At 72.2% G+C, this 24,484-nt stretch carries 19 protein-coding genes; 8 read left to right on the top strand and 11 right to left on the bottom strand.

Translation table 11 applies throughout. From position 1 onward, the window contains the following. Positions 1-82 precede the first annotated feature (82 nt). The 5 genes from AC3AOF_RS09590 to AC3AOF_RS09610 form a co-directional block, all read right to left on the bottom strand. Positions 83-1,999, bottom strand: a complete 1,917-nt coding sequence (locus tag AC3AOF_RS09590) for a sigma-54-dependent Fis family transcriptional regulator (protein WP_488348339.1) — start codon at positions 1,997-1,999, stop codon at positions 83-85. A gap of 97 nt (positions 2,000-2,096) precedes the next feature. Further along, positions 2,097-2,645: a protein phosphatase CheZ gene (locus AC3AOF_RS09595; protein WP_488348340.1), complete on the bottom strand. Its 549-nt coding sequence runs from the start codon at positions 2,643-2,645 to the stop codon at positions 2,097-2,099. A gap of 137 nt (positions 2,646-2,782) precedes the next feature. Then, on the bottom strand, positions 2,783-3,097 hold the full coding sequence (locus tag AC3AOF_RS09600) for a hypothetical protein (protein WP_488348341.1): 315 nt from the start codon (positions 3,095-3,097) through the stop codon (positions 2,783-2,785). Positions 3,098-3,159: 62 nt separating this feature from the next. Next, a complete protein-coding gene (locus AC3AOF_RS09605; RefSeq protein ID WP_236992190.1) occupies positions 3,160-3,444 on the bottom strand; it encodes a hypothetical protein in 285 nt (94 codons plus the stop codon). A gap of 341 nt (positions 3,445-3,785) precedes the next feature. Then, positions 3,786-5,414 carry a long-chain-fatty-acid--CoA ligase gene (locus AC3AOF_RS09610; RefSeq protein WP_488348342.1) on the bottom strand — a complete coding sequence of 543 codons (1,629 nt, stop codon included), beginning with the start codon at positions 5,412-5,414 and terminating at the stop codon, positions 3,786-3,788. Positions 5,415-5,632: 218 nt separating this feature from the next. On the opposite strand from AC3AOF_RS09610, the gene AC3AOF_RS09615 reads away from it, so the two are divergent. Beyond that, positions 5,633-6,106, top strand: a complete 474-nt coding sequence (locus AC3AOF_RS09615) for a MarR family winged helix-turn-helix transcriptional regulator (RefSeq protein ID WP_236992192.1) — start codon at positions 5,633-5,635, stop codon at positions 6,104-6,106. Between the two features lie 27 nt (positions 6,107-6,133). On the opposite strand, the gene AC3AOF_RS09620 is transcribed toward AC3AOF_RS09615, so the two are convergent. After that, positions 6,134-6,670, bottom strand: coding sequence for a hypothetical protein (locus AC3AOF_RS09620; protein WP_236992193.1), 537 nt, complete (start codon positions 6,668-6,670; stop codon positions 6,134-6,136). Between the two features lie 153 nt (positions 6,671-6,823). On the opposite strand from AC3AOF_RS09620, the gene AC3AOF_RS09625 reads away from it, so the two are divergent. From AC3AOF_RS09625 to AC3AOF_RS09635, 3 genes are all read left to right on the top strand, one after another. Next, positions 6,824-8,206: an aminotransferase gene (locus AC3AOF_RS09625; RefSeq protein ID WP_236992194.1), complete on the top strand. Its 1,383-nt coding sequence runs from the start codon at positions 6,824-6,826 to the stop codon at positions 8,204-8,206. 415 nt (positions 8,207-8,621) lie between these two features. After that, complete coding sequence (locus AC3AOF_RS09630) at positions 8,622-10,082, top strand: methyl-accepting chemotaxis protein (RefSeq protein WP_488348343.1); 1,461 nt, start codon at positions 8,622-8,624, stop codon at positions 10,080-10,082. A gap of 287 nt (positions 10,083-10,369) precedes the next feature. After that, positions 10,370-11,326: a diguanylate cyclase gene (locus AC3AOF_RS09635; protein ID WP_236992196.1), complete on the top strand. Its 957-nt coding sequence runs from the start codon at positions 10,370-10,372 to the stop codon at positions 11,324-11,326. A 6-nt stretch (positions 11,327-11,332) separates the two neighbouring features. On the opposite strand, the gene AC3AOF_RS09640 is transcribed toward AC3AOF_RS09635, so the two are convergent. Further along, complete coding sequence (locus tag AC3AOF_RS09640) at positions 11,333-12,016, bottom strand: RluA family pseudouridine synthase (RefSeq protein WP_236992197.1); 684 nt, start codon at positions 12,014-12,016, stop codon at positions 11,333-11,335. 83 nt (positions 12,017-12,099) lie between these two features. On the opposite strand from AC3AOF_RS09640, the gene ftsY reads away from it, so the two are divergent. Then, positions 12,100-13,494: a signal recognition particle-docking protein FtsY gene (ftsY, locus tag AC3AOF_RS09645; protein ID WP_488348344.1), complete on the top strand. Its 1,395-nt coding sequence runs from the start codon at positions 12,100-12,102 to the stop codon at positions 13,492-13,494. A 77-nt stretch (positions 13,495-13,571) separates the two neighbouring features. Here the strand turns inward: ftsY and AC3AOF_RS09650 are convergent, their stop codons facing one another. The 3 genes from AC3AOF_RS09650 to AC3AOF_RS09660 form a co-directional block, all read right to left on the bottom strand. Then, positions 13,572-15,620: a methyl-accepting chemotaxis protein gene (locus AC3AOF_RS09650; RefSeq protein WP_236992199.1), complete on the bottom strand. Its 2,049-nt coding sequence runs from the start codon at positions 15,618-15,620 to the stop codon at positions 13,572-13,574. A gap of 329 nt (positions 15,621-15,949) precedes the next feature. Continuing rightward, complete coding sequence (locus AC3AOF_RS09655) at positions 15,950-16,735, bottom strand: hypothetical protein (RefSeq protein WP_488348345.1); 786 nt, start codon at positions 16,733-16,735, stop codon at positions 15,950-15,952. A 235-nt stretch (positions 16,736-16,970) separates the two neighbouring features. After that, on the bottom strand, positions 16,971-18,110 hold the full coding sequence (locus tag AC3AOF_RS09660; protein WP_236992201.1) for a citrate synthase: 1,140 nt from the start codon (positions 18,108-18,110) through the stop codon (positions 16,971-16,973). 129 nt (positions 18,111-18,239) lie between these two features. Between AC3AOF_RS09660 and AC3AOF_RS09665 the strand changes: the two genes are divergently transcribed. Then, positions 18,240-19,619, top strand: a complete 1,380-nt coding sequence (locus AC3AOF_RS09665; RefSeq protein ID WP_236992202.1) for a CoA transferase — start codon at positions 18,240-18,242, stop codon at positions 19,617-19,619. Positions 19,620-19,778: 159 nt separating this feature from the next. Here the strand turns inward: AC3AOF_RS09665 and AC3AOF_RS09670 are convergent, their stop codons facing one another. After that, complete coding sequence (locus tag AC3AOF_RS09670; protein ID WP_236992203.1) at positions 19,779-20,765, bottom strand: LacI family DNA-binding transcriptional regulator; 987 nt, start codon at positions 20,763-20,765, stop codon at positions 19,779-19,781. A gap of 178 nt (positions 20,766-20,943) precedes the next feature. On the opposite strand from AC3AOF_RS09670, the gene ptsP reads away from it, so the two are divergent. Then, positions 20,944-23,487 (top strand): phosphoenolpyruvate--protein phosphotransferase, encoded by a 2,544-nt coding sequence (gene ptsP, locus AC3AOF_RS09675; RefSeq protein ID WP_488348346.1) that lies wholly within the window; start codon positions 20,944-20,946, stop codon positions 23,485-23,487. After that, on the top strand, positions 23,484-24,425 hold the full coding sequence (gene pfkB, locus AC3AOF_RS09680; RefSeq protein ID WP_488348347.1) for a 1-phosphofructokinase: 942 nt from the start codon (positions 23,484-23,486) through the stop codon (positions 24,423-24,425). Before ptsP ends, pfkB begins: the two co-directional genes overlap by 4 nt. Positions 24,426-24,484: the final 59 nt, after the last annotated feature.

A 24,484-nucleotide genomic window follows, 5' to 3' on the forward strand; every position in this document is an offset into this window, starting at 1 on the left:
CGGATAGCCGAGCCGAGCCCCGCCGCCACACCCGACGCGCCCCACCTGTGGCACCACGACAGCCCCGCCACAGGTGTCGCGCTCACCCCGCATGGTTGGGCGAGACGAGCCCGAGGCGGCGCATGCGGCGATGGATGGTGGAGCGGTCGAGCCCGAGGTCGCGCGCCACCGCCGAGACGTTCCAGGCGCGGCGCCGCAGGGCGGCCTCCAGCGCGTCGTCGCCCGCCCCGACGACCTCGGGCGCAGGCGTGTCCGCGTGCGCCACCGTCACCGTCACCGTCGGCGGCAGGTCGGACAGGCCGATCTCCAACCCCTCGGCCAGCGCACAGGCATAGTCGAGGGCGCTCACCAGTTCGCGGACGTTGCCGGGCCATGTGTGGCGCATGAGCGCCGCGGCAGCCTCGGGAGAGAGGCGCGGCGCCCCGGGCCTTGCCGCCAGCAGCCGCCCGATCAGGGCCGGGAGGTCGGCGCGCTCGCGCAGGGGCGGCAGGACGAAGCGGGCACCGGCCAGACGGTACAGCAGGTCCTCGCGAAAGCGGCCCTCACGTACCAGAACGGCGAGGTCGCGATGCGTCGCGGCGATCATCCGGATGTCGACGGCCTGCGGTGTCGTGCTGCCGAGCGCCGTCACCTCGCGCTCGGCGAGCACCCGCAGGAGCCGCGTCTGCGCCGTGAGCGGCATGTCGCCGATCTCGTCGAGGAACAGCGTGCCGCCCTCGGCCTGCTGCACCAGGCCGGTCCTGCCCCGGGCCGCTGCGCCCGTGAAGGCCCCTGCCTCGTGGCCGAACAGCTCGGATTCGATCAGGGTCTCGGGCAGGGCCGCGCAATTGACCGCTACGAACGGTTTTTGTGCCCGCGCCGAGGCGCGGTGCAACGACTTCGCGAAGAATTCCTTGCCGGTGCCGGTCTCACCGCCGACGAGGAGGCTCACCCCCGCGGCGAACAGGCGCGAGGCTTGGGCCGCCATCCGGGCGAGGACCTGATCACTGCCGGCGAAGTCGGGCGGCGGGGCCGGCCGCGCGGCGCGGGGGGCGGCGCGGACGGGGATGTCGGCGGGCTCCAGCGCCAGGGCGTAGAAGCGCTCGCCCCCGCGCAGGCGCAAGATCCGCCGCTCGACCGGCACCGCCCGTGTGAAACGCGGCAGATCGTCGATCGTGGCCTCGAACAGCGCGTCGAGGCGCAGGCCGAGACCTGCGTGACGCAGGTCCGGCGCTCCCCGCGGGCGGTGCAGGGCACGGTCGATCAGCGCCCGCGCCCGGCTGTTGAAGCCGAGGATGTGCCCGCCCGCATCCACCGCGAGCGCCAGTTCGGGCTCGATATCGGCGAATTCCGGCGAGCGCGACAGGTGGAGCATCCACTCGCGGCGGAAGCCGTTATGCAGGCTCGCGGTCTCGATGCGGTGGGCGAACGAGGTGACGAGCTGGAGGGCGAGGTGCTGGCTCGCCTTCGGGCCCGGCGCCTGGAGGGCCGAGATGTCGAGCACCGCCGCCAAGGTGCCGTCGGCGGCGTAGACCGGCGCCGCCGTGCAGGTGAGGCCGATATGGTCGCCGGCGAAGTGGTCGTCGAGATGCACCGAGAGCGCCTCGCCCGTGGCGATGCAGGTGCCGACGGCGCAGGTGCCGGCCAGATGCTCGTTCCAGTCCGAGCCGCGATACAGACCGGCCCGGCGCAAGTCCCCGTCGCGGCGGGAATCGCCGATGAAGTCGACGGCGACGCCGCGGGCATCGGCCAGGATCAGCACGTAGCCGAGGCCCGAAACCTGCCGGTACAGGGCCTCCACCCCGAAGCGCGCCACCCGGATCAGGTCGTCGAGGGCGTCGCGGTGCTCGCGCAGGCGCTCATGGGTATGGATGTAGGCGCGCCGGGGTGCTGCCGGATCGAGGCGGTACTCGGCGAGGCATCGCCGCCAGGACTGGCTGATGAGCGGATCGCGCACGCTCCCATCGTCGCGCGCGGCCCGGACGAGCTCGTCGATATGGGCCATCACGGCGGACCGCATCGCGTCCTCCCCGATCTTTTCCCCATACTGCGCGCGAATGGCGGACAGGGAAAGGGCGGGAGCGGCGCGACGGCGGGCGGCTCTCCGGGGTGGCGCCTTACGGGAACATCGCGTCGACGGCGTCCTGCGAGACGGCGGCCTCGCCGGGCAGAGCCGGGCCGTTGAGCAGGGAATCCTCCTCGCTGCGCCGATCGGGAACCGGCTTCGTCACGGCGGCTCCGGCCGGGCCGGACCAGACGCGCAGCATCTCGTCGACCCGCTCCTCGACCATCACGATGGTCCGCACGACCTTCGAGATGCGCTGGCCGGTCAGATCCTGGAAGTTGCAGGCCTCGAAGATGGTCTGCATCTGGGCCTGGATGGCGAGGGCGTCGTCCCGGGTCGCGCCGTCCCCGGCCCGCTTGGCGATTCCCCCGGCAAGCGCGTCGACCGTCTCGGACGCGGTCAGGATCGTGTTGGTGGCCTGCTCGGTGCCCCGGACGACGGCCTGGAGTTCGTCGCGGGTGCGGCCCGCCTCCTGCTCGTCGCGCAGATCGGCGATTTCCCGCCGCGTCCGCGCGATCGCCTCGGAGATCGCCAGCAGATGATTCTGCAGGAGATTGGTGCTGTCTTCGAGAGATCCGAGTTTCGCCGTGCCGCTGTTCATGATCCCGGAACGCTATACGATATGACCAGTCCCCGGACGATAGCCGGCCGGGATTAAGCGTTTCCGAAGATCGCCGAAACCGCTCCGACACAACGGTTATTCCGTGTGGTCTCACGCCCGGCTTCATCACCCACCAGTTAACGGCGGCGTGGCACGATCATGACCGTCTCCGGGCGACCGGCCGAGGAGCGGCTGTGCAAGGAGGTGCTGGACGACCGCGCCTCGCTGGTGGACGGGAACGTGAGCGCGAGCGGGCGCGACGCGATGCGGGCGACGACCGAATCGATCGTCAGCGGCACCACGCTGCACATCACGGTGCGGGGCGTGCCGATGGATCTGCCCCGCGCCGTGGCCGACCTGTCGATCAGGATCGACGACGCGGTCGATCTCGAGGTGCTCGACCTGATCGCGTTCACGCCCGATGCCCGGATCGCCTCCGTGCGCGCGTTCAAGGGGCCGGAGTACCCGGTCTCCTCCGGGAACCGACCGGGCCGGCGGGAACCGGAGATTCAGGTCACCGCGCGGCCTGCGCCGCGACGGGCGACAAGGCGAAGCCCACGCTGTCCTTCTCCACGTCGCCGATGGTCGCGCCCACCGGCACCACGGAATACCGGCTCGCCTGGCCGGCCGGCGGCAGGGCGGTGTCGGGCTGCGCGCAGAACAGCCCGACCGTGTCCTTCTCGGGGTTTCCCGTCGTCGGGCCGACGCGCATCGGCAGGTAGAGCGGACAGCGCGCGAGCGCCGGGCCAAGTCCGGCGAGCAGCGACAAAGCCGCCAGCGGCGCAATAAGCAGGCGCATTCCTTCCTCCCGAAAAAAAATCGAGTTCTTGTCGATGAAGACGATGCGGCGCGCTTGACGCGCCGGCACTCCTCTATCGTCGACTTCGCTCTCGACCGCATCGTCAGAGTGAAGGACGTCCTGGATCGATCGGCAGAACTGTCGGAGGGAAATTTCCGAGACGGAATGTGATGCAGGCAATCTCCTCTCCCCGCCCGCGCAAGGCTGTCCGGGGAAAGGAAAAGGCGCGGGTTTCCCCCTCCCCGACAGATCCCGGGCAGGCCCGGGATCTGTCGGGGAGAGGAGGAACCCGCGCTTCGATCTTTTCCCGGACAGCCCTCCGTACCTGGGACGACCACCCGTCAGGCCGCCCCGGGCAGCCGGTAGTCCCGGAACTGGTCGCGGAGCGCCGTCTTCTGGATCTTGCCGGTAGCGGTATGGGGGATGGCCTGCACCACCACCACGTCGTCGGGCATCCACCACTTGGCGATGCGCGGCGCCATGTAGGCCAGGATGTCGGCCTTGTCGGGGGTGCGGCCCTCCTTCGGCACCACGATGAGCAGCGGGCGCTCGTCCCATTTCGGGTGCTGCACGCCGATCACCGCGGCCTCGGCCACGTCCGGATGGCCGACCGCCAGGTTCTCCAGATCGATCGAGGAGATCCACTCGCCACCGGACTTGATCACGTCCTTCGAGCGGTCGGTGATCGCCATGTAGCCGTTGGGATCGATGGTGGCGACGTCGCCGGTGTCGAAGAAGCCGCGATCGTCGAGGATCGGCTCGTCCGAGCGGAAATAGGCCTTGGCCACCGCGAAGCCCGCCACCTTGAGCCGCCCGAAGGTGGTGCCGTCCCAGGGCAGGTCGCGACCGTCGTCGTCGGTCAGCCGGAACTCGACCCCGAACGGGGCGTAGCCCTGCTTCATCTTGAGGTCGAGGCGCGCCTCGCCCTCGAGATGGGCCACCTCGGGCTTGAGCGAGCAATAGGAGCCGATCGGGCTCATCTCGGTCATGCCCCAGGCATGGTCGACGGTGACGCCGTATTCGCGCTCGAAGCGCTCGGTCATCGCCCGCGGGCAGGCCGAGCCGCCGATCACCACGCGCTTGAGGTGGCTCAGGCGCTTCCCCGTCGTGTCGAGGTACTGGAGCAGGCCGAGCCAGACGGTCGGCACCGCCGCCGTCACGGTGACGCCGGTGGTCTCCAGAATTTCGTGTACCGAGGCGCCGTCGAGCTTCGGTCCCGGCATCACGAGGCCGGCCCCGGACATCGGCGCCGCGAAGCAGAAGCCCCAGGCATTGGCGTGGAACAGCGGCACCACCGGCATCGCCATGTCGGTGGGCGAGAGCGCGATGAAGGCCGGGTTGTTGACCATCAAGGCCAAGAGCACGTTCGAGCGGTGCGAGTAGAGCACGCCCTTCGGGAGGCCCGTGGTGCCCGAGGTGTAGCAGAGGCCCGCCGCGGTGTTCTCCTCGAAGGACGCCCAGGCGAAGTCGTCGTCGGCTTCCGCCAGCCAGTCCTCGTAGGCGACGGCGTTGCGCAAGGACGTCTGAGGCATGTGGGCGCCGTCGGTGAGGACGACGTAGCGTTCGATCGTCGGCAGCCTGTCGGCGAGGCGCTCGACCAGGGCCAGGAAGGTCAGGTCGAGAAAGAGGATCCGGTCCTCGGCGTGGTTGATGATGTAGGCGATCTGATCCTCGAACAGCCGCGGATTGACCGTGTGGTAGATCGCCCCGATACCGGTGATGCCGTACCAGGCCTCGAGGTGGCGCCAGGTGTTCCAGGCGAGCGTCGCGACCCGGTCGCCGAGGCGGATGCCGTCGGCGGCCAGGCGCTTCGACAGGCGCAAGGAGCGCTGGCGGACCTCGGCATAGGTGGCCCGGTGCATCGGCCCCTCGACCGAGCGCGAGATCACCGGGCGGGCGCCGTGCTGCACGGCGGCGTAGTCGATGACGCGGTGGATCAGCAGGGGCCAGTCCTGCATCAGGCCGAGCATGGCGTGTCGTCCTTCCCTCGATGGAGCGCGTGATCCGCGCCCTCGGTCGCCGGAGCCTCGTGGGCCCGCGGTCGCTAGGGACCAACTTACGGCAGCGGTCCCGGGGCGGCTAGAGCGGCGCCATCACGCAGCCGGGCCTCCAGGGCGGCCGGGATGAAGAACGGGGATCGGGCCCGGCCGGGCGTGGCGCCGAGATGGTTCTGATGTAAACTATCGCGATGACGGCATCCTCGCGCCCCCACCCCACAGACGCCCCGGCCGAGGCCGACCCGCTGCGGGTCTGGTTCCGCTTCATCCGCCTGCACCGACGCGTCGTGGCCGCGGTGGCGGCGGAGCTGAAGGCCGTCGGGCTCTCGATCCCGCAATTCGACGTGCTCTCGACCCTATCGGAGCGCGAGGGCCTGACCCAGCAGGACCTCGCCGAGCGGCTCTACGTGACGAAGGGCAACGTCTCGGGTTTGATCGACCGGCTGGTCGAGGCCGGCCTCGTCGAGCGCCGACCGATCCCGGGCGACCGGCGCTCCCACGCCCTGCACCTGACCGAAGCGGGGCTGACGCTCGCCCGCTCCGGCATCCGCGCGCAGACCGCCTACGTCGCCCGCACCCTCGGCCGGCTGCCTCCGGGCGACGTGGCCGAACTCGAACGGGTCGTGCTGGCCTGGCGCGACGCCGCCCGGACCGATGGCGGCTGAGCCGTCGTCACGACGGCACCGCGGCGCTCACGTCACCGTCCGCTTCTCCACGTCGAGGACGACGCCGTTCGGCGTCATCCGCTCGCGGGCGACGAGCCGGTCGCCGGGCAGGAAGACGCCGAGCGGCACGTCCCGGTCCGGCAGCACGACGGTGGCGCTGTAATTGACGAAGACCAGCACGTGCCGGCGCTGCGGGATCGACGACACCGCCCAGCGCTTCAGCTGGCCGTAATACGGCTCGCGCTTCCAGACCGTGGGCTGGCTCGGATCGACCTGGACGTGCAGGAAGCGCGTCGTCGGGTCGAGGCTCAGCACCATCTTGGCCTTGTCGGGCTTCCATTCCGGGCCGAGCCAGCCTTCCGTCATCCACAGGCAGAAGAAGGCGCGGCAATGGCCGGGCCGGGTCTCGTGGATGCCGCAGCCGCGGCCGGGCTTCGCGTGGCGGCACCATTCCCCGGCCACGCTCTCGACCGCCGGCACGTCGTAGACCTTGCAGCACAGGGTGCAGGCGCCGCAGGCCCGGCCTGGCGCGGGCGTCGCAACGAATTGGGCGGGGTCGAGCATGCGCGTCGGTCTGACCAGGATTGTGCGGGAGTTCCGCGAGGGCGGCCCGGGTTGTGCGTCGGCATCGCGCCGCTAGTGTGACGGCGCAAGCGAATTCTGCTCCGCGAGTCGGGAGCCCGAAGGGTTCCCCCGAGAAAGAAAGCGACAGAGACGATGCTCTCGAACCTCGCCACCCGCGACGTCGAAACCCTGATCCACCCCTATACCAACCTCGCGGCCTTCCGGCAGACCGGTCCGCTGGTGCTGGAGCGCGGCCACGGCGTCTGGGTCTACGACACCGACGGCCGGCCCTATCTCGAGGGCATGGCCGGCCTGTGGTGCACCTCGCTCGGCTATTCCAACGAGGAGTTGGTCGAGGCCGCCCGCGAGCAGATGGCGCGCCTGCCCTTCACCCACCTGTTCTCCGGCCGCAGCCACGACCCGGCGATCGAGCTCGCCGAGACCCTGAAGGAACTGGCGCCGATCCCGGTCTCGAAGGTGTTCTTCACCTCGTCCGGCTCGGAGGCCAACGACACCCAGGTCAAGCTGACCTGGTACCTCAACAACGCGCTCGGCCGGCCGCAGAAGAAGAAGATCATCGGCCGGCACAAGGGCTATCACGGCGTCACCGTGGCGTCGGCCTCGCTGACGGGGCTCACCGCCAACCACGCCGACTGGGACCTGCCGCTGCCGGGCTTCCTGCACGCCGCCTGCCCGCACCATTACCGCGGTGCCGAGGCCGGCGAGACCGAGGAGGCCTACTCGGCGCGGCTCGCAAGTGAGCTGGAGGAAATGATCCTGCGCGAGGGCCCGGAGACCGTCGCGGCCTTCATCGCCGAGCCGGTGATGGGCGCCGGCGGCGCCATCGTGCCGCCGAAGGGCTATTTTGCCGCCATCGAGCCGGTGCTCGCCCGCTACGACGTGCGGTTCATCGCCGACGAGGTGATCTGCGGCTTCGGGCGGCTCGGCACCTGGTTCGGCTCCGAGGCCCTGGGCATGAAGCCCCACAGCCTGTCCTTCGCCAAGGCGCTGACCTCGGCCTACATGCCGCTCGGCGGCGTCACGGTCGACGAGACGCTGTACCAGGCGATGCAGGACCAGAGCCGCAAGATCGGCACGTTCGGTCACGGGACCACCTATTCGGGCCATCCGGTGGCGAGCGCGGTGGCGCTCAAGACCATCGAGATCTACAAGCGCGACAAGATCATCGAGGGCGCGGCCGAGAAGGCACCGCACTTCCAGCGCCGCCTGTCGGCCCTGGAGGAGCACCCGCTCGTCGGCGAGGCCAAGGGAATGGGCCTGATCGGCGGCCTCGAGATCGTCGCCGACAAGGCGACGAAGCGGCAGTACGACCCGAAGGCGGGGGTGGCCGCCCGCTGCGTCGCCTTCGCGCAGGAGGAGGGGCTGATCGTCCGCTTCCTCACCGGCGACCGGGTCGCGGTCTGCCCGCCCCTGGTGATCCGCCCGGACGAGATCGACACCCTGTTCGACCGGCTCGGCACCGCGCTCGACCGCACCCAGGCCTGGATCCGCGAGCAGGGCCTGACGGCCGCGTAAAAGCCGTTCACCGACGATGGAGAGGCCGCTGTTCCGGCGGCCTCGGCCAGCTGGACTAGACCAAATCCGGTCGACGACCCGACGATCAAAGCACCGCCTCAATTGATGACGCCGGGTCAGAATACAGCGATGACGATCGCTGACGAGGATCAGGCGCCGTCCAGCTTTGGAATCTCACCGTTACACGCCACGAGGGTTCCGAACGCGTCGAGATCTGGGGCACTCGCACTAACCGCTTGTCCAACCAGTTCAATTTGCGAATTTTCGCGTCACACGGCCGTGCCGCTCACAGCGCAAATAGCGCCGTCAGAACCTTTTCCCTCCTGCGCTAACTGAGATTGGGCCGGATCTTCAGTTTTTTTTAATACTGGTCGCCCAAATTTGAGCGAAATTCGCCCACCAAGGAAACGGCGACATGTTTCGGAAGCACCGTGAGAGCTTGTCGGAAGCGACATTGCGGGCCCTCAACAAGTCTCTTGCCATCATCGAGTTCAACCTCGACGGCACGGTGATCCAGGCCAACGCCAACTTCCTCAACCTGCTGGATTACCGGCTCGACGAGATCGTCGGTCAGCATCACCGCATGTTCCTCGACAAGGAGGCGGCCGCCGCGCCCGATTACGCGGTGTTCTGGGACAAGCTGCGCGCGGGCGAGTTCTTCGCCGACGAGTTCCTGCGCTTCGGCAAGAACCACAAGCGCGTCTGGCTCGAGGCGACCTACAACCCGGTCCTCGACGCCACGGGCAAGCCGGTCAAGGTGGTCAAGCTCGCCGCCGACATCACCAAGAAGAAGAACGAGATCAGCCGTCTCCTGACGATGATCGAGGGGATGCCGGTCGCGGTGATGACCGCCGACCCGCATAACGAGTTCCGCATCGACTACATGAACGGCGCCTCGCGCCGGACCCTCGGGCCCCTGGCGCAGTACCTGCCGGTCGCGACCGACCTGATGATCGGGACGTCGATCGACGTGTTCCACGAGAACCCGTCGCACCAGCGCCGGATGCTGGCCGATGCGAGCCGCCTGCCGCACCGGACCAAGATCAAGCTCGGCCCGGAAGTGCTCGACCTCCAGGTCTCGGCGATCATGGGGCCGGACGGCACCTATATCGGGCCGATGCTGACCTGGTCGGTGGTGACCGCGCAGGTGAACATGGCCTCCGACGTGTCGCAGGTGGTCGGCGCCATGAGCAGCGCCGTGGAGGAGATGCAGCGCTCCGCCAACGGTCTCGGCCAATCCGCCGACGAGGCCCGCGACCGCGCCGCGACGGTGGCGGCCGGCTCGGAGGAGATGACGGCGTCGATCCAGGAGATCTCGGGCCAGGTCGGGCGGGTCTCGGAGCGCGCCCAGCAGATCGCCGCGCAGGCCGAGGCGACCGATGCCACCGTGCGCAGCCTCTCGGCCAAGGCCCGCGAGGTGGATTCGGTCGTCGGCATGATCTCGACCATCGCCGACCAGACCAACCTCCTGGCGCTCAACGCCACCATCGAGGCGGCCCGGGCCGGGGCGGCGGGGCGCGGCTTCGCGGTCGTCGCCGCCGAGGTCAAGGAACTGGCCGGCCAGACCGCCAAGGCCACCGGCGAGATCACCCAGCGCATCGGCGACATCCAGGGCGCGACCGGCGAGGCGGTGGCGGCGATCGCCACGATCAGCAACGCGGTGGCTGAATTGTCGCGGCTGACGCTGGCCATCGCCAGCGCGGTCGAGCAGCAGGCCGCCTCGACCCAGGAAGTGTCGTCGAACATCCTGGCGGTGTCGGACGCCGCGAGCGCCACCGGCCGGATCGCCGAGAGCGTCCGGGCGGTGTCGGAGAGCCTCGCCGGGCATTCGAGCGGGCTGACCGGGAGCGTGGAGAAGTTCCTGAAGGCGGGGTGAGAGTCGCCTCTCCGGAAAACAGAAGCCTGCGGGCGCCCTGAGCCCCTTCGGATCTCAGGCCTCGCCCCACCCGCGGGGAGAGGGGAAACCCGTACTTTTCCTTTCTTTGGACGCTGCCGCGGGCGCGGTCATGCCGCCCCCTTCCCTGCCGGATTGTCCCGAGGAAAATCGGCGACGCCCTCGGCCGCAGCCCGCGCGTCCCTTGGCGCCCGCACACCGTGGTCTTACGAAAGGGCTTCGACGGAATTCCAGCCCCGCGACACCGGCCCATCGACGATCCGCCTGGCATGACTCCGCTCCGGACCACACACGACGACCGCATCCTCGATCTCGACGACGAGGATTGGTCGATGCTGATGCGGTATTCCCTGGACACCGTCGCCGACATGATCATCTGGCTCGATCGCGACGCCCGGTACGTCTACGTCAACCGGGCCGCGACCGACCTGCTCGGCTATTCGGCGCAGGAGTTCCGGCGCAAGCGGGTCTGGGACGTCGATCCGCATTTCGACGAGGCGCGCTGGCGCGCGCATTGGCGCGACCTGGAGAATGCGGGGTCGGTCAAGCTGGAGACCGTGAACACGTCGCGATCGGGGGAGCCGATTTCGATCGAGGTGACGGCGAACCTGGTCAGCTTCAAGGGAAAGACCTTCAACTGCTCGATCGTGCGCGACATCTCCGCGCAGAAGCGGGCGGAGGCCGATCTCCGGGCCCTGAACGAGCGGGTCTACGCGCTCAGCATCACCGATGCGCTGACCGGGCTGGCCAACCGGCGTCACCTCGATGCCGCCCTGGCGGAGGCGATCCGGCATCATGCCGGCACGGGGGAGCCGCTCTCGCTGATCCTGCTCGACATCGACGCCTTCAAGGCCTTCAACGACCGCTACGGCCATATCGAGGGCGATGCCTGCCTGGCCCGGGTCGCAGGCGCGCTGAGCGGGGCTTTGCGCCGGAGCGGCGACCTCGTGGCGCGCTATGGCGGCGAGGAATTCGCCTGCGTGCTCCCGAACACGACGGAAGCGGACGCCCTGGCGCTGGCCGACAGGCTCCACGCCGCCATCGCGGCCCTGGCGATCCCCCATGCCGCCTCGCCGATCGCCGGGACGGTGACGGCAAGTTTCGGCGTCCTCACCACCGCCAGCACGGCGAACGCCACCCCTCTGGAGTTGATCCGGGCGGTGGATCGCTTCCTCTACCGGGCGAAGCGCGAGGGGCGCGACCGCGTCGTCGGGGCCGGCCGCTGACGAGGATCAGAGGCCGCAGGCCGCGAGCCCCGCCTGCATGTGCCCCGGCGCCGGCGCCTCGACGGTGATCGCCGGCTTCTTCGGGTAGAGCGGCAGGCCGAGCGTCCGGGCGTGGAGATGCAGGCCCGGCCCGCCCTGGCGCGGGGCGCTACCGTAGATGGGATCGCCCAGGATCGGCCAGCCCATGGCGGCGCAATGCACCCGGAGCTGGTGGGTACGCCCGGTCACCGGGTTCAGCGCCAGCCAGGTCCGCCCGGAGACGGGGTCGCGCCCCATCACCCGCCAGCGGGTGAGCGAGGGATCGCCCGAAGGATCGGCCTTCATCCACCAGCTGCGGGGATCGTCGGAACGGCGCGCCAGGGCCAAGTCGATCTCGCCGGTCTCCTCCGCGGGCCCGCCCTCGACGAGCGCCCAGTAGGTCTTCTCGGCGCGCCCTTGCGCGAACAGGGCGTTCAATCGGGCGAGCGCCTTGGCGTGGCGGCCGAGCGCCAGGCAGCCGGAGGTGTCGCGGTCGAGGCGGTGGGCGGCCTCCGGCCGGCGCGGCAGGCCGAAGCGCAGGGCGTCGAGGTGCTGGGTCAGCGTCTCGCCGCCCTTCGGCCCCGGATGCACCGGCAATCCCGCCGGCTTGTCGATGACGAGCACGAGGGCATCGCGGTAGAGGAGCCGCGAGAGTATGTCGTCAACGATCATGAGCCTGTCGCAGTGGCGGCGGATGCGGGCGAAGTCCGGGGCAGGCCGCCCTAGATCGTCCGCAGGGTCTGGAGCAAGTGCGGATGAGTGAGACGAAACAGCCGGGCTGGCTCGGCCGACTGTTCGGCCGGAAAGCCGAGACGCCGACGGAGACGCCGAGCGAGGCCCCCGCCGAGGCGCCTGCCGCCAGCGCCGAGCCCGATCCCGCCGAGGCGATGCCGACGGAGCCGACCGGCACCCTGTCGGAGGGCGTACCCGACTTCGCCACCGCCGCCGACGACGTCCTTCCGGCCCCGCCCACGGTGACGGAGGCCTCGCCCGAGACCGAGCCGGAGCGCGACCTGCCCGAGGAACTCGCCGGCGCCGACCTGGAGCCGGTGGAGGGCGTCGATCCCGAGGGCGAGGTGCCGGCGGCGCCCGAACCGGAGCCTGTCGCCTCCGAGCCGGCCGCCGCAGCCTCGGAACCGGAGGAGCCCGTCGCGGAGGCCCCGGCGGAGGAAGCAGCCCCGCTCGTCATCTACCAGCCCCCGGCCCAGGCCCCGGCGGGCGAGGAGAAGCGCGGCTGGTGGAGCCGGCTGACCGGCGGCCTCAAGCGCACCTCCTCGGCCCTGTCCGACCGGGTGACCGGGCTGTTCACCAAGCGCAAGCTCGACGCCGACACCCTGGAGGAGCTGGAAGACGCCCTGATCCAGGCCGATTTCGGCCTCGACACCGCGGCCCGGATCGCCGAGGCCGTCGGCAAGGGCCGCTACGAGAAGGGCATCGCCCCCGACGAGGTCCGGGCGATCCTGGCCGCGGAGGTCGAGCACGCCCTCGATCCGGTGGCCCAGCCGCTGGTCGTCGACACGACCAGGAAGCCGTTCGTGATCCTGATGATCGGCGTCAACGGCGCCGGCAAGACCACGACGATCGGCAAGCTGACGCAAAAGTTCCGGGCGCAGGGCCACAGCGTGATGCTGGCCGCCGGCGATACCTTCCGGGCCGCGGCGATCGAGCAGCTGCGGGTCTGGGGCGAGCGCACCGGCGCGCCGGTGGTCGCCCGCCCGCAAGGGTCGGACGCCGCCGGCCTCGCCTTCGACGCGCTCCAGGCCGCCCGCGACGCCGGCACCGACATCCTGATGATCGACACCGCCGGCCGGCTGCAGAACAAGGCCGGGCTGATGGCCGAGCTGGAGAAGGTGATCCGGGTGATCCGCAAGCTCGACGCGGAGGCGCCCCACGCCACGCTCCTCGTCCTCGACGCGACGGTTGGCCAGAATGCGTTGAGCCAGGTCGAGATCTTCCAGAAGGCGGCCGGGGTCACCGGCCTGGTGATGACCAAGCTCGACGGCACGGCGCGGGGCGGCATCCTGGTGGCGCTCGCCGCCAAGTTCGGCCTGCCGGTCCACTTCATCGGGGTCGGCGAGGGCGTGGACGACCTCGAACCCTTCGCCGCCCGCGACTTCGCCCGGGCGATCGCCGGGCTCGACAAGGGCTGAGGCGAGGATAGGGTCGGACGCCGGACGGTGGGAGAACCTCCGACCGGCCCCCGACCGCCCTCGGTGCGGATCGCCGATCAGGCGGCGCGGATTCCGGCGAGGAACCGCGTCACCTCGGCATTGAGGTGCTCGGACTGGCGCGACAATTCGGAGGCCGAGGTGAGAACCTGGCTCGCGGCGGTCCCCGTCTCCTCGGCCGCGCCGGCGACGCCGGCGATGCTCGTCGTCACCTCGCCCGTGCCGGAGGCGGCATGGGAGACGTTGCGGACGATCTCCTGCGTCGCCGCGCCTTGCTGCGCCACCGTCGCGGCGACCGTGGCCGCCACGCCGGCGATCTCGCGGATGCGGCTGCCGATCCCCCCGATCGCCTGGACCGCCTGATCGGTCGAGCCCTGGATCTGGCCGATCTGCCGGCCGATCTCCTCGGTGGCCCGTGCCGTCTGGCCGGCCAGTTCCTTGACCTCGGCGGCGACCACCGCGAAGCCTCGCCCCGCCGCCCCGGCGCGGGCCGCCTCGATCGTGGCGTTCAGCGCCAGCAGGTTGGTCTGACTGGCGATCTGGGAGATCAGCGCCACCACGTCGCCGATGCGGCTCGCGGCCTGGGCCAGGTCCTGCACCAGCCCCGCGGTGGCACTCGCCTCGCTCACCGCGGCTTGCGCGAGGCTCGACGAATCGGTGACCTGGCGGGCGATCTCGGAGACCGAGGCGCCGAGCTCCTCGGCGGCGGCGGCGACCGCGCCGACATTGGCGGCGGCCTGGGAGGCGGCCGCCGCGGCACCCGTCGATCGCGACGCGGTCTCCCCGGCGGTCGCGCTCATGCTCTCGGCGGTGGCCTGCAGCTCGCTCGCCGCGGCGGAGACCATGCCGATGACGCCGCCGACCGCCTGCTCGAAGCCGTCCGCCATCTGGCGCATGCCGACCCGGCGCTGCTCCTCGGCGGAGGCGCGCGCGAGCGCCGTCTCCTCCTCCAGCCGGCGGGTGCGGATCATCGTATCGCGAAAAACCTCCAGGGCGCCCGCCATGGCGCCGATCTCGTCGCGCCGCGTGCCGTAGGGGATCGGCGCGACCGTGTCGCCGCCCGCCAGCCGGCGCATGGCGGCGGTCATGGCCGTGAGCGGGCCGGTCACCCCGGAGGCCACCCACACCATCCCGCCGAGGCCGAGGCAAAGGACGAGCAGGAGGAGGCCCGACCGGACGAGAAGCGCGGTCCGGGCCTCGTCGGCATTTGCGGCGGCGACGACCTCGAGCCGGGCGACCGACGCGAGGGCGACGGCGGCGATCGTGTCGAGGGCGGGCGTCGACACGGCGCGCGATTCGGCCAGGGTCGGGCGCGGCAGCGCGGGATCGGCCAGGGCGGGCAGCAGGGCGCGGGTTCGCGCCTCGAAGGGTCCGTCGAAGAACCCGGTCCAGGACCGGTCCACGGCGGTCCGCAGCTCGGCGGCATCGGTCAGGGTGGCGGCGATGCTGCGGACGATGGCGAAGGCGAACAGGGACTCGCGGCTGGAGACCGCGAAGTCGAACTGCTCCCGGGGCGTCATCGCCCGGTTCTTCGCCAGGACGTCGTTGACCATCAGATGGGCGTTGCCCGCCAACGAGCGGGCGGACCAGCTCATCTCCCGCATCCGCAGCAGGTCGGAGAGGCGGGAATCCTTCAGCCGCAGCCGGGTTTCCATCGCGCGGATCAGATCCTCGGCGGTTGTGTTGAGCGTCGCGTAGGTCTCGTTGATCCGCTTCGTGATGCCCGGATCGCGCGCCGCCACCGGCTTGCCCAGCCCGGCATCGAGCTCGGACCGGACCTGCTTCCAGGCGGCGTAGCTCTCCGCGACCGAACGGGAATCGAGCCCCTCCAGGCTCGCGGCGGAGGCCAGGATCCCGAGGGCGCCGGACAGCGTCTCGTCCGCCGATTTGCGCCGCTGGGCCAGATCCGCCAGGTTGGCGCCGAGCTTGGCCGGTTCGAGCGCCAGCCCCGAGACCGCACTGCCGCGCTCGAAGCGCAGCTGCGACAGGGCATGGGTCAGAAGACGATCCGCCTGCGCAAGATGGAAGGCCTGGGTCGATCGCGTCCATTGCTGGTACGCATCACGCAGATCGCGACCCGTCGTCAGCGCGAACGTCAAGGTGATCATCGACAATATGATGATCAGACGCGTTTTTATCGACATTGCACCGACTCACCCTGGACATGCCGGATCGGAAACTCCAGGCCGATCGTCTTACCGAGACTTGATTAAGAATCTCACGTCGCACCGGGCTTAGCCGTAAGGTGAAGCCGCGGCGAAGATTGTCTTGACATCGACCGATCGGGTCTCGAAGCGGGCTGCCCGTTTGGCGAGAGGGAACGGACGATGCCGAGCGGCAGTGTTGTCGGGCCGCCAGGATGGCCGGATCGTCGCCGGCGCCTCCCGGGACCGGCATCGATGGGCCGTGGGGAAGCGCTCGCTCGGGCCCGTCGGCGTCAATAGACATCCCCCTCCGCGGGAGCGGCGGGCGCCGGCCGACCGGCCGCGGGCGCCGGGGGCCTTGGCATCGCGGCCGGCACACGGGTGACCGGACCGGCAGGGCCCCGTGGACCGGGGGGCCCCGCCGGACCCGCGGGTCCGCGCGGACCGGGCTTGCCCGCGGCGCCGGCCGGGCCCGAGGGGCCGGTCTCGCCCCGCATGCCGGGTGGTCCGGGCAAGCCGGCCTCGCCGCGAGGTCCCGCCTCGCCCATGGCACCGGTCTCGCCGTGCTGCCCGCGTTCGCCCGGCGGACCTGCCTCCCCTTTCGCTCCGGGCTCGCCGCGCGGCCCGGGAGCCCCCGCGAGACCCGCCTCGCCGCGCGGTCCCGCCTCGCCGCGAGGCCCTGCTTCGCCGCGAGGCCCTGCTTCGCCGCGAGGCCCGACAGGTCCGGTCCCGCCCGGCGCACCGGCCTCGCCGCGAGGCCCCGGGGGACCGGGTGGACCCGCCACGGTCCTGATCTCCGCCCGGCCCTCCGGGCCCTCCGGGCCGGCGGGGCCCTGCTGGCCGCATTCCCCCACCACCGCGCCGCGCTCCTGGCGGCCGGCGCGCAAGGTCACGATGCAGGTCGTCGGGTGGTAGACGAGGCGGAACTCGAACTTGCCGCGCGAATCGGCCCGGGCGGTGAAGCGGCCGTCGAGACTGACCTCGGCCTCCGGCGCGTCGACGGTGCCGAGCACCCAGAGTTCGCCGGCGGTGATCCGCGCCGCCAGGACCTGGATTTCGGCCCGGGCCGGCACCGCCACCAGGCATGCCGCCAGAGAGCCCCCGAAGGCCGTGCCCGATCGCCAGACGGAGCGTCCGGTTACCCCGCGTCCCATCGCCCGCCCCCACCGCACCAGGATCCCCTCGCACAAGTGTTTTTTCGAGGGGCGGAAAGTCAAGCACGGCCCGATTCCGAGCACAGGCGCGATGGTCGATGGGCTTAGCCGACGGGCTTGGCCGACGGATCGGCCGATGGTGGAGCTTGACCTGACCCCCTCATGGCTCGGACCCGACATAGACCGCCCGCGGCCGGATCAGACCCCCGGCCTGGCGCTGCTCCAGCCCTTGCGCGATCCAGCCGACCGAGCGGCCGAGGGCGAACAACCCGAAGGCACCGCCCCGCGGCAGGCCGTGGTGCCGGCGCAGGGCCACCAGGGCAAGGTCGAGGGCGGGCCTCGCCCCCGTCAGTTCCTCGGCCGCCGCCACGATGGCCCGGAGGCGCGGATCCTCCGCGAGCAGCGGCGCCAGCAGGGCGGCGGCCCGTGGGTCCCCGGCCGGGTAGAGCGGGTGGCCGAAGCCCGGCAGGCGCTCGCGGCCGGCGAGCTGGCGGCGCAGGGACGAGGCCGGATCGGCCCCGTCGAGGCCGTCCCATACCGCCTCGACCCGGGCGGTCATGCCTCCGTGGCGGCTGCCGCTGAGCGCCGCGAGGCCGCCGACCACCACCGCCCGCAGGCTCGCCCCCGCCGAGGCGATGCAGCGGGCGGTGAAGGCCGAGGCGTTCAGCTCGTGATCGGCGCAGAGGACCAGGGCCCGGCGGATCGCCCCCGCGCCGGCAGGGTCGAGCCCCCAGGCCTCGGCGCAGTGCCGGTGGAGCGGCGCGGCGCTCGCCGCGCGGCCGGTGATGCAGGCGCCGAGCAGGCGGACCAGGGCGCCGCTCCCGGCGGCGGTCCGGGCCGGATCCGGCTGCCAGGGCGCCGTCGGCTCGTCCTCCGTCGCCGCCGCGAAGGCCCCGATGAGGTCGCCGCCGCGGGGCTCCGCTGCCGGCGCCTCCGGCCCGAAGGCGGCGGCGAGCGGCAGGGCCCAGAGCCGCGCCGCCACCTCCTCCAGGGTCGCGGTCTCGGCGAGGGCGACGGCATCGCCGCCGCGGTAGTAAAGGCGCCCGTCGCGGATCAGGGTGACGGCGGTCTCCAGGACCGGCAGGCCCCAGTCGAGGGCGGCCCGGGCGACCTCCCGCGGGCGCCGGCCGCGATGGCGTGCCGCGGCGAGCCGGGCGACCGCCTCCGCCGCGTAGGCCCGCACCCGCGGATCGGCGGTCGGATGCGCCTCGATCAGCCCGCGGCTGACATAGGCGTAGAGGGTCTGGCGGCTCACGCCGAGACGGGCGGCAGCCTCGGCGGCGGTGAGGTAGGCGGTCACGACGGCGTCGATCCGAGGTTGATTCGGGTAATCAAGATTGACGATCTGACCCGCTCGGCGCGCTCCTGTCACCGACGGCCTTCGTGAACACGGGAAGCAGGCCGAGGAAGCAGGCCGAGGAAGCAGACGATGGCGAACGAGATGGGCACCCCGGCCTTCGCGGCGATCCTGGACACGATCCGGTACGCCATAAGTGCCGCGACCACGCCGCCGGTGAGGGTGACCGGAGCGGGTGCCCTCCCGTCGATCTACCCAGTCAGCGACCTCGCGGCGGCCTCGGTCGCGGCGGCGGGGCTGGCGCTGGCCGACCTCGTCGAGGCCCGCTTCGGCCGGCGACCGGACGTGACGGTCGACCGACGCCTCGCGGCGTTCTGGTTCGCCCGCTCCCTCCACCCCCGGGGATGGGATCTGCCGCCGCCCTGGGATCCGGTGGCCGGCGACTACCGCACGGTCGACGGCTGGATCCGGCTCCACACCAACGCGCCGCACCACCGCGACGCGGCCCTATCGGTGCTCGACGCCCCGATCGAGCGGGAGGCCGTGGCGGCGGCGGTCGCACGCTGGCGGGCGGACGACCTCGAGGGTGCCGTGGTGGCGGCCGGCGGCTGCGCCGCCGCGATGCGCTCGCCCGAGGCCTGGGGCCTCCACCCGCAGGGGGCGGCGGTGGCGCTGGAGCCGCTGGTCGCGTGGGAGATCGGCGAGACCGGGCCGGACGGCCTTGCGGCGGCGCGGGCGGACAGGCCGCTGGCGGGCTTGCGGGTCCTCGACCTGACGCGGATCCTGGCCGGCCCCGTCGCCACCCGCGTCCTCGCCGGATTCGGCGCGACGGTCCTGCGCCTCGACCCGCCGGGCTGGGAGGAGCCCAGCCTGGTGCCGGAGACGACCCTCGGCAAGGCCTGCGCCCGGCTCGACCTGAAGGAGCCGGCCGGGCGGGCGCGATTCGAGGACTTGCTCGCCGCGGCTGACGTCCTGGTCCACGGCTACCGGCCGGACGCGCTGGTTCGCCTCGGGCTCGACGCGGCCACCCGGGCCCGCCTGCGCCCTGGCCTCGTCGATGTCGGCCTCGACGCCTATGGCTGGACCGGCCCATGGCGGGGGCGCCGCGGCTTCGACAGCCTGGTCCAGATGAGCTGCGGCCTCGCCGAGGCCGGGATGGTCCGCGCCGGCGCCGACAGGCCGGTGCCGCTGCCGGTCCAGGCCCTCGACCACGCCACCGGCATGCTGATGGCCGCCGCCGTGCTGCATGGCCTGACCCGGCGCCTGACGACCGGGCGCGGCGCGACGGCGCGCCTCTCGCTCGCCCGCACCGCCGCCCTCCTCGCCGCAGCGCCCTCGCCCCTGCCCGAGGACGCGCCCGCCGCCCCGAACCAGGCGGATTTCGCCGCGGCGCCGGAACCGACCGGCTGGGGTCCCGCCCTGCGCCTGCACCCGCCGCTTGCCCTGACCGGCGTGGCGATGCGGTGGGACCGGCCCGCCGGCCCCCTCGGTGCCGCCGCACCGGCCTGGTGAGGAACGGGGTCAGTCGGCGGAAAGTGGGCCGGGCTCATCCGCGGGAGAGCCTGAGCAGGCTCCCATTGGCAGGCCACACGGTCCACGACGCAGAACGTTTAGCGGTGCGGAAGCGACGGCTCCGCGGGGGAGGTTCATGCGCAGGGCCGTCGCATCTGCTTAGGCTCGCCGCCCCGTCGACCCCCGGGCGATCAGCCGCCCGCTCAGCACCACCTTGCGCACCGGTTGGCCCGGATTCTTCAGCCGGTCGAACAAGAGCCCCATCGCCTGGGCGCCGATCTCGGCCACCGGCTGCTCGATCACCGTCAGGCCGGGCTCGACCAGCTCGGTCCAGGGCTCGTTGTCGAAGCCCGCGAGCGCGATCCCGCCGGGCCAGGCGATGCCGGCCGCGCGGGCCGCCCGCACCGCGCCCATCAGGATCAGCCCGTTCGAGACGACCAGCGCCTCGGGCCGCGACGGCTCGGCGAGCCAGCGCGTCACCTCTCCTTGCGCCGGCTCGGCATCGGGCGGCACGTTGCGCATCTGCGGCTCCAGCCCGTGCCGGCGCATCGCCGCGAGGTAGCCGTCGCGGCGCTCCTCGGCGGTCGAGCTGGTGGAACCGAACAGGCCGGCGATGCGGGAATAGCCCTGCTCCACCAGGTGGTCGACCAAGGCGGCGCCGGCCGCCACGTTGTCGAGCACCACCCCGTCATGGCCGCCGGGCGGACCGGTGCGGTCGATCAGCACCAGGGGGAACGGGAAGTCTTCCGGCCGTAGCCGCTCGGCGGTGCGGCGGGTCGGCGCAAAGACGACGCCGGTGACCCGCTCCTCCTGCATCAGCCGCAGGTACAGGGCCTCGCGCTCGGCATCCTCGCCGGTGTTGCACAGGATCAGCCGCATCCCGGCCTGGTAGGCCGCATCCTCCACCGCCCGGCTCACCGCGGTGAAGAACGGGTTGCGGATATCGGCGACGATGAGCCCGATCGTCTGGGCGGATTGCGAGCGCAGGCGGCGGGCGGACAGGTTCGGCCGGTAGCCGGTCGCCCGCACCGCCGCCTCGACCTGCTCGCGCAGGGCGTCGCTGACCGGGCCCTTGCCCAGGGCCCGCGACACGGTCGCGGTGGAAACGCCCGCCGCGCGGGCGACGTCACGGATGCCGACGGTCATCGCCTCGTAAACGTTTTCAGGATCGCTGCCTCCTGTTGTGGCAGGCATGGCCGCTGCGTGCAAGTCCTGACACCACCGCCGGGTGCCATGCCCTCCCCTGAGCCGATTGACATGGTTCGTGAAAACGTTTTCATAGGCGGCAAGGAAAACTCGATCGCCTCCCGGGAGGAAGCCCGCCATGCTCGCGCCGACACCGCCGCTGACGCCGCGCGTTCTGATCCGCACCGCCGCCGCGCCCGCGACCAAGGAGGCCGCCATCCGCGAGGCGGCCCAGCTCCTCGTCGCCGCCGGCTGCATCGACCCGGCCTACGAGGCCAGCATGCTGCGCCGCGAGGGCGTCGCGAACACCTATCTCGGCCATGGCGTGGTGATCCCGCACGGTATGGTCGACGACCGCGCCCTGGTGCGCGAGAGCGGGCTCGCCGTCCTCCAGGTGCCCGGCGGCGTCGCCTGGCACGACGGGCAGGACGCCCACCTGGTGGTGGCGATCGCCGCGCAGTCCGACACCCACATCACGATCCTGCGCCGCCTCACCCGCCTGATCCAGGACGAGGCCCGGCTCGAGCGCCTGCGCATCACGGGCGATCCGGCCGAGATCGCCGCGGCGCTCTCCGAGGATACCGCGGTCTCGGGCGGCGCCGGCCCCGCCGCCGACCTGGGCCAGAGCTTCGCCTGGACCGTCGACTACCCGACCGGCCTGCATGCCCGTCCGGCCTCGGCCTGGGTCGAGGCGGCCCGGGCCAGCCCCGCCCGGATCCAGGTCCGCCACGGCGCCGAGGTGGCGGATGCCAAGAACCTGATCGCGCTGCTCCAGCTCGGCCTGCGGGCCGGCGACGAGGCGGTGATCTCGGCCGATGGCGACGACGCCCCGGCGGCTTTGGCCCGGCTCAAGGCCGTGGTCACCGGCCTGTCGGCCGGCGAGAAGGCGGCGGCGGCTCGCGCGGCGGAAGCCGCCGCGAAGGCCGCCGCCCCGGTGGCGGGCTGGAACCCGGTCGATCCGTGCCAGGTGATCCCCGGTATCGGCGCGAGCCCCGGCCTCGCGATCGGGCCGATCCACGTCCTCGGCCCCACGGATGTCACGGTGCCGGACGAGCCCGAGCCGCTGACGAGCGGCGGCGACCGGCTGCACGCCGCGCTGGAGAGCACCGCGGCGCAGCTCAAGGCGCTCGCCGACGATACCGGCCGGCGCCTCGGCCAGGCCGATGCCGGGATCTTCAAGGCGCAAGCCGACCTCATCGCCGACACCGACCTGATCACCCTCGCCTGCCAGCTGATGGTCGAGGGCCACGGCGTCGCCTTCGCCTGGCACCGGGCGGTGGAGCGGATGGCCGGCCAGCTCTCGGCCCTCGGCAACCCGGTGCTCGCCGCCCGGGCGGCGGATCTGCGCGATGTCGGCCGCCGGGTGCTGGCGCAGATCGATCCCGCGCTCCAGGCCGGCCACGCCCTGCCGGACCGGCCCTGCATCCTGCTGAGCCCCGATCTCGCGCCCTCCGACACCGCCGGGCTCGACCCCGCCCGGGTGCTCGGGCTCGCCACCGCGCAAGGCGGGCCGACCTCCCACACGGCGATCCTCGCGCGGACGCTGGGCATCCCCTCGGTGGTGGCGGGTGGCTCCGGCCTGCTCGCCCTCCCCGCCGGCAGGACGGCGATCCTCGACGGCACGACCGGGCGGCTCTACGTCGATCCGAGCGAGCGTGATCTCGCCTCGGCGCAAGCGTGGCGCGAGTCCCTGCGGGCGACGCAAGCAGCGGAAGCGCGCGAGCGCGGCCTGCCGGCCCGCACCCGCGACGGGCACGGCCTCGCCGTCGGCGCCAACGTCAACACGCCCGACCAGGTGCCCTTCGCCCTGTCGCAGGGTGCCGAGGGCGTCGGCCTGATGCGCACCGAGTTCCTGTTCCTGGAGCGCGGCGACACCCCGGACGAGGACGACCAGTACGCCACCTACCGGGCGATGCTGGAGGCGCTCCAGGGCCGCCCGCTGATCGTGCGCGCCCTCGATATCGGCGGCGACAAGCAGGTGCCCCACCTCGCCCTGCCGAAGGAGGAAAACCCGTTCCTCGGCGTGCGCGGCGCCCGCCTGCTGCTGCGCCGGCCCGACCTGATGGAGCCGCAGCTGCGCGCCCTCTACCGCGCCGCGAAGGATTGCGTGCCGGCCGACGCGCCGAGGGGCAAGGACGCGCCGCTCTCGATCATGTTCCCGATGATCACCTCGGTGCCCGAGGTGCTGGCCCTGCGCGAGGCCTGCGAGCGGATCCGGACCGAGATCGGCGCACCGACCGTGCCGCTCGGCATCATGATCGAGGTGCCGGCCGCCGCCATCCAGGCCGACGCGCTGGCGGCCCATTGCGATTTCTTCTCGATCGGCACCAACGACCTGACGCAATACGCGCTCGCCATCGATCGCCAGAACACCGAACTGGCTCGGCAAGCCGATTCGCTCCACCCGGCGGTCCTGCGCCTGGTGCGGATGACCTGCGAGGGCGCCGCCCGGCACGGGCGCTATGTCGGGGTCTGCGGCGGCATCGCCGGCGATCCGTTCGGGGCGGGGCTGCTCGCGGGCCTCGGCGTCCACGAACTCTCGATGACGCCCCGCGACCTGCCGGCCGTGAAGGCGCGCCTGCGCGCCGCCTCGCTCGCCGAGCTGAAGGCGCTCGCCGACGAGGCCTGCGCCCAGCCCGACGCGGCGTCGGTGCGGGCCCTCGACCGGGAGGCGCGGTCGTGACCCGCGTCCTCACCCTCACCCTCAACCCGGCGATCGACCGGACCGTCACCCTCGACCGGCTCACGCCGGGCGAGGTCCACCGCGCCCGCGCGGTGCGGGACGATGCCGGCGGCAAGGGCATCAACGTGGCGAGCTGCCTCGCCGATTGGGGCGTGCCCGTCACGGCGGCCGGCGTGCTCGGCGCCGGCAACGCCGCCGCCTTCGAGGCGCTGTTTGCCGCCAAGGGCATCGAAGATCGCTGCGTCGGCGTGGCGGGCGAGACCCGCATCAATCTGAAGCTCGTCGATCCCGCCGGCACCACCGACGTGAACCTGCCGGGCCTGACCCTGGACCCCGCGACCCTGCGGGCGGTCCGCGCCGTGCTGGCCGAGGCTGCCGGCCCTGACACCCTGGCGGTGCTCGCCGGCAGCCTGCCGGCGGGGGCCGAGACCGGCCTCTACGCCGAGCTGACCGCAGAGCTGAAGGCGCGAGGCGCCCGGGTGCTGCTCGACGCCTCCGGGCCGCCGCTCGCCGCGGCGCTGGCGGCCGGGACCCTGCCCGATGGGGTCAAGCCGAACCGGCACGAGCTGGAGGAATGGGCCGGCCGGCCGCTGCCCACCCTCGCCGACGTGGTCGAGGCGGCGCGCGACCTCGCGCGGCGCGGCATCCCCCTGGTGGCGGTCTCGCTCGGGGCCGAGGGCGCGGTGTTCGTGCGTGAGCGGGAGGCCCTGCACGCCCTCGCGCCGGCGATCGAGGTCGCGAGCACCGTCGGGGCCGGCGACGCTCTGGTGGCGGGGCTCGTGGCCGGGCTCGTGGCCGATCTGAGCCTTGCCGACACCGCCCGCCTGGCGCTGGCCTTCGCGGCCGGCAAGCTGACCCGGGCCGGCGCCCACCTGCCGGGGCGCGAGGCAGTCGAGGCGATCGCCAGGGCGATCGAGGTACGCGTCCTGACAGCGTAAAACAAACAAGGACCATCCCACCCGGGACCTCATCCTGAGGTGTTAGTCGATTGAAAATC

This window comes from Methylobacterium sp. 142-1Y (assembly GCF_057747795.1).

Excerpts from the sequence above, each read along its gene's own strand:
- AC3AOF_RS09590 (WP_488348339.1), bottom strand. The coding sequence starts at position 1,999 with ATGCGGTCCGCCGTGATGGCCCATATCGACGAGCTCGTCCGGGCCGCG.
- AC3AOF_RS09595 (WP_488348340.1), bottom strand. The coding sequence starts at position 2,645 with ATGAACAGCGGCACGGCGAAACTCGGATCTCTCGAAGACAGCACCAAT.
- AC3AOF_RS09605 (WP_236992190.1), bottom strand. The coding sequence starts at position 3,444 with ATGCGCCTGCTTATTGCGCCGCTGGCGGCTTTGTCGCTGCTCGCCGGA.
- AC3AOF_RS09610 (WP_488348342.1), bottom strand. The coding sequence starts at position 5,414 with ATGCTCGGCCTGATGCAGGACTGGCCCCTGCTGATCCACCGCGTCATC.
- AC3AOF_RS09615 (WP_236992192.1), top strand. The coding sequence starts at position 5,633 with ATGACGGCATCCTCGCGCCCCCACCCCACAGACGCCCCGGCCGAGGCC.
- AC3AOF_RS09620 (WP_236992193.1), bottom strand. The coding sequence starts at position 6,670 with ATGCTCGACCCCGCCCAATTCGTTGCGACGCCCGCGCCAGGCCGGGCC.
- AC3AOF_RS09625 (WP_236992194.1), top strand. The coding sequence starts at position 6,824 with ATGCTCTCGAACCTCGCCACCCGCGACGTCGAAACCCTGATCCACCCC.
- AC3AOF_RS09630 (WP_488348343.1), top strand. The coding sequence starts at position 8,622 with ATGTTTCGGAAGCACCGTGAGAGCTTGTCGGAAGCGACATTGCGGGCC.
- AC3AOF_RS09635 (WP_236992196.1), top strand. The coding sequence starts at position 10,370 with ATGACTCCGCTCCGGACCACACACGACGACCGCATCCTCGATCTCGAC.
- AC3AOF_RS09640 (WP_236992197.1), bottom strand. The coding sequence starts at position 12,016 with ATGATCGTTGACGACATACTCTCGCGGCTCCTCTACCGCGATGCCCTC.
- ftsY (WP_488348344.1), top strand. The coding sequence starts at position 12,100 with ATGAGTGAGACGAAACAGCCGGGCTGGCTCGGCCGACTGTTCGGCCGG.
- AC3AOF_RS09650 (WP_236992199.1), bottom strand. The coding sequence starts at position 15,620 with ATGATCACCTTGACGTTCGCGCTGACGACGGGTCGCGATCTGCGTGAT.
- AC3AOF_RS09665 (WP_236992202.1), top strand. The coding sequence starts at position 18,240 with ATGGCGAACGAGATGGGCACCCCGGCCTTCGCGGCGATCCTGGACACG.
- AC3AOF_RS09670 (WP_236992203.1), bottom strand. The coding sequence starts at position 20,765 with ATGACCGTCGGCATCCGTGACGTCGCCCGCGCGGCGGGCGTTTCCACC.
- ptsP (WP_488348346.1), top strand. The coding sequence starts at position 20,944 with ATGCTCGCGCCGACACCGCCGCTGACGCCGCGCGTTCTGATCCGCACC.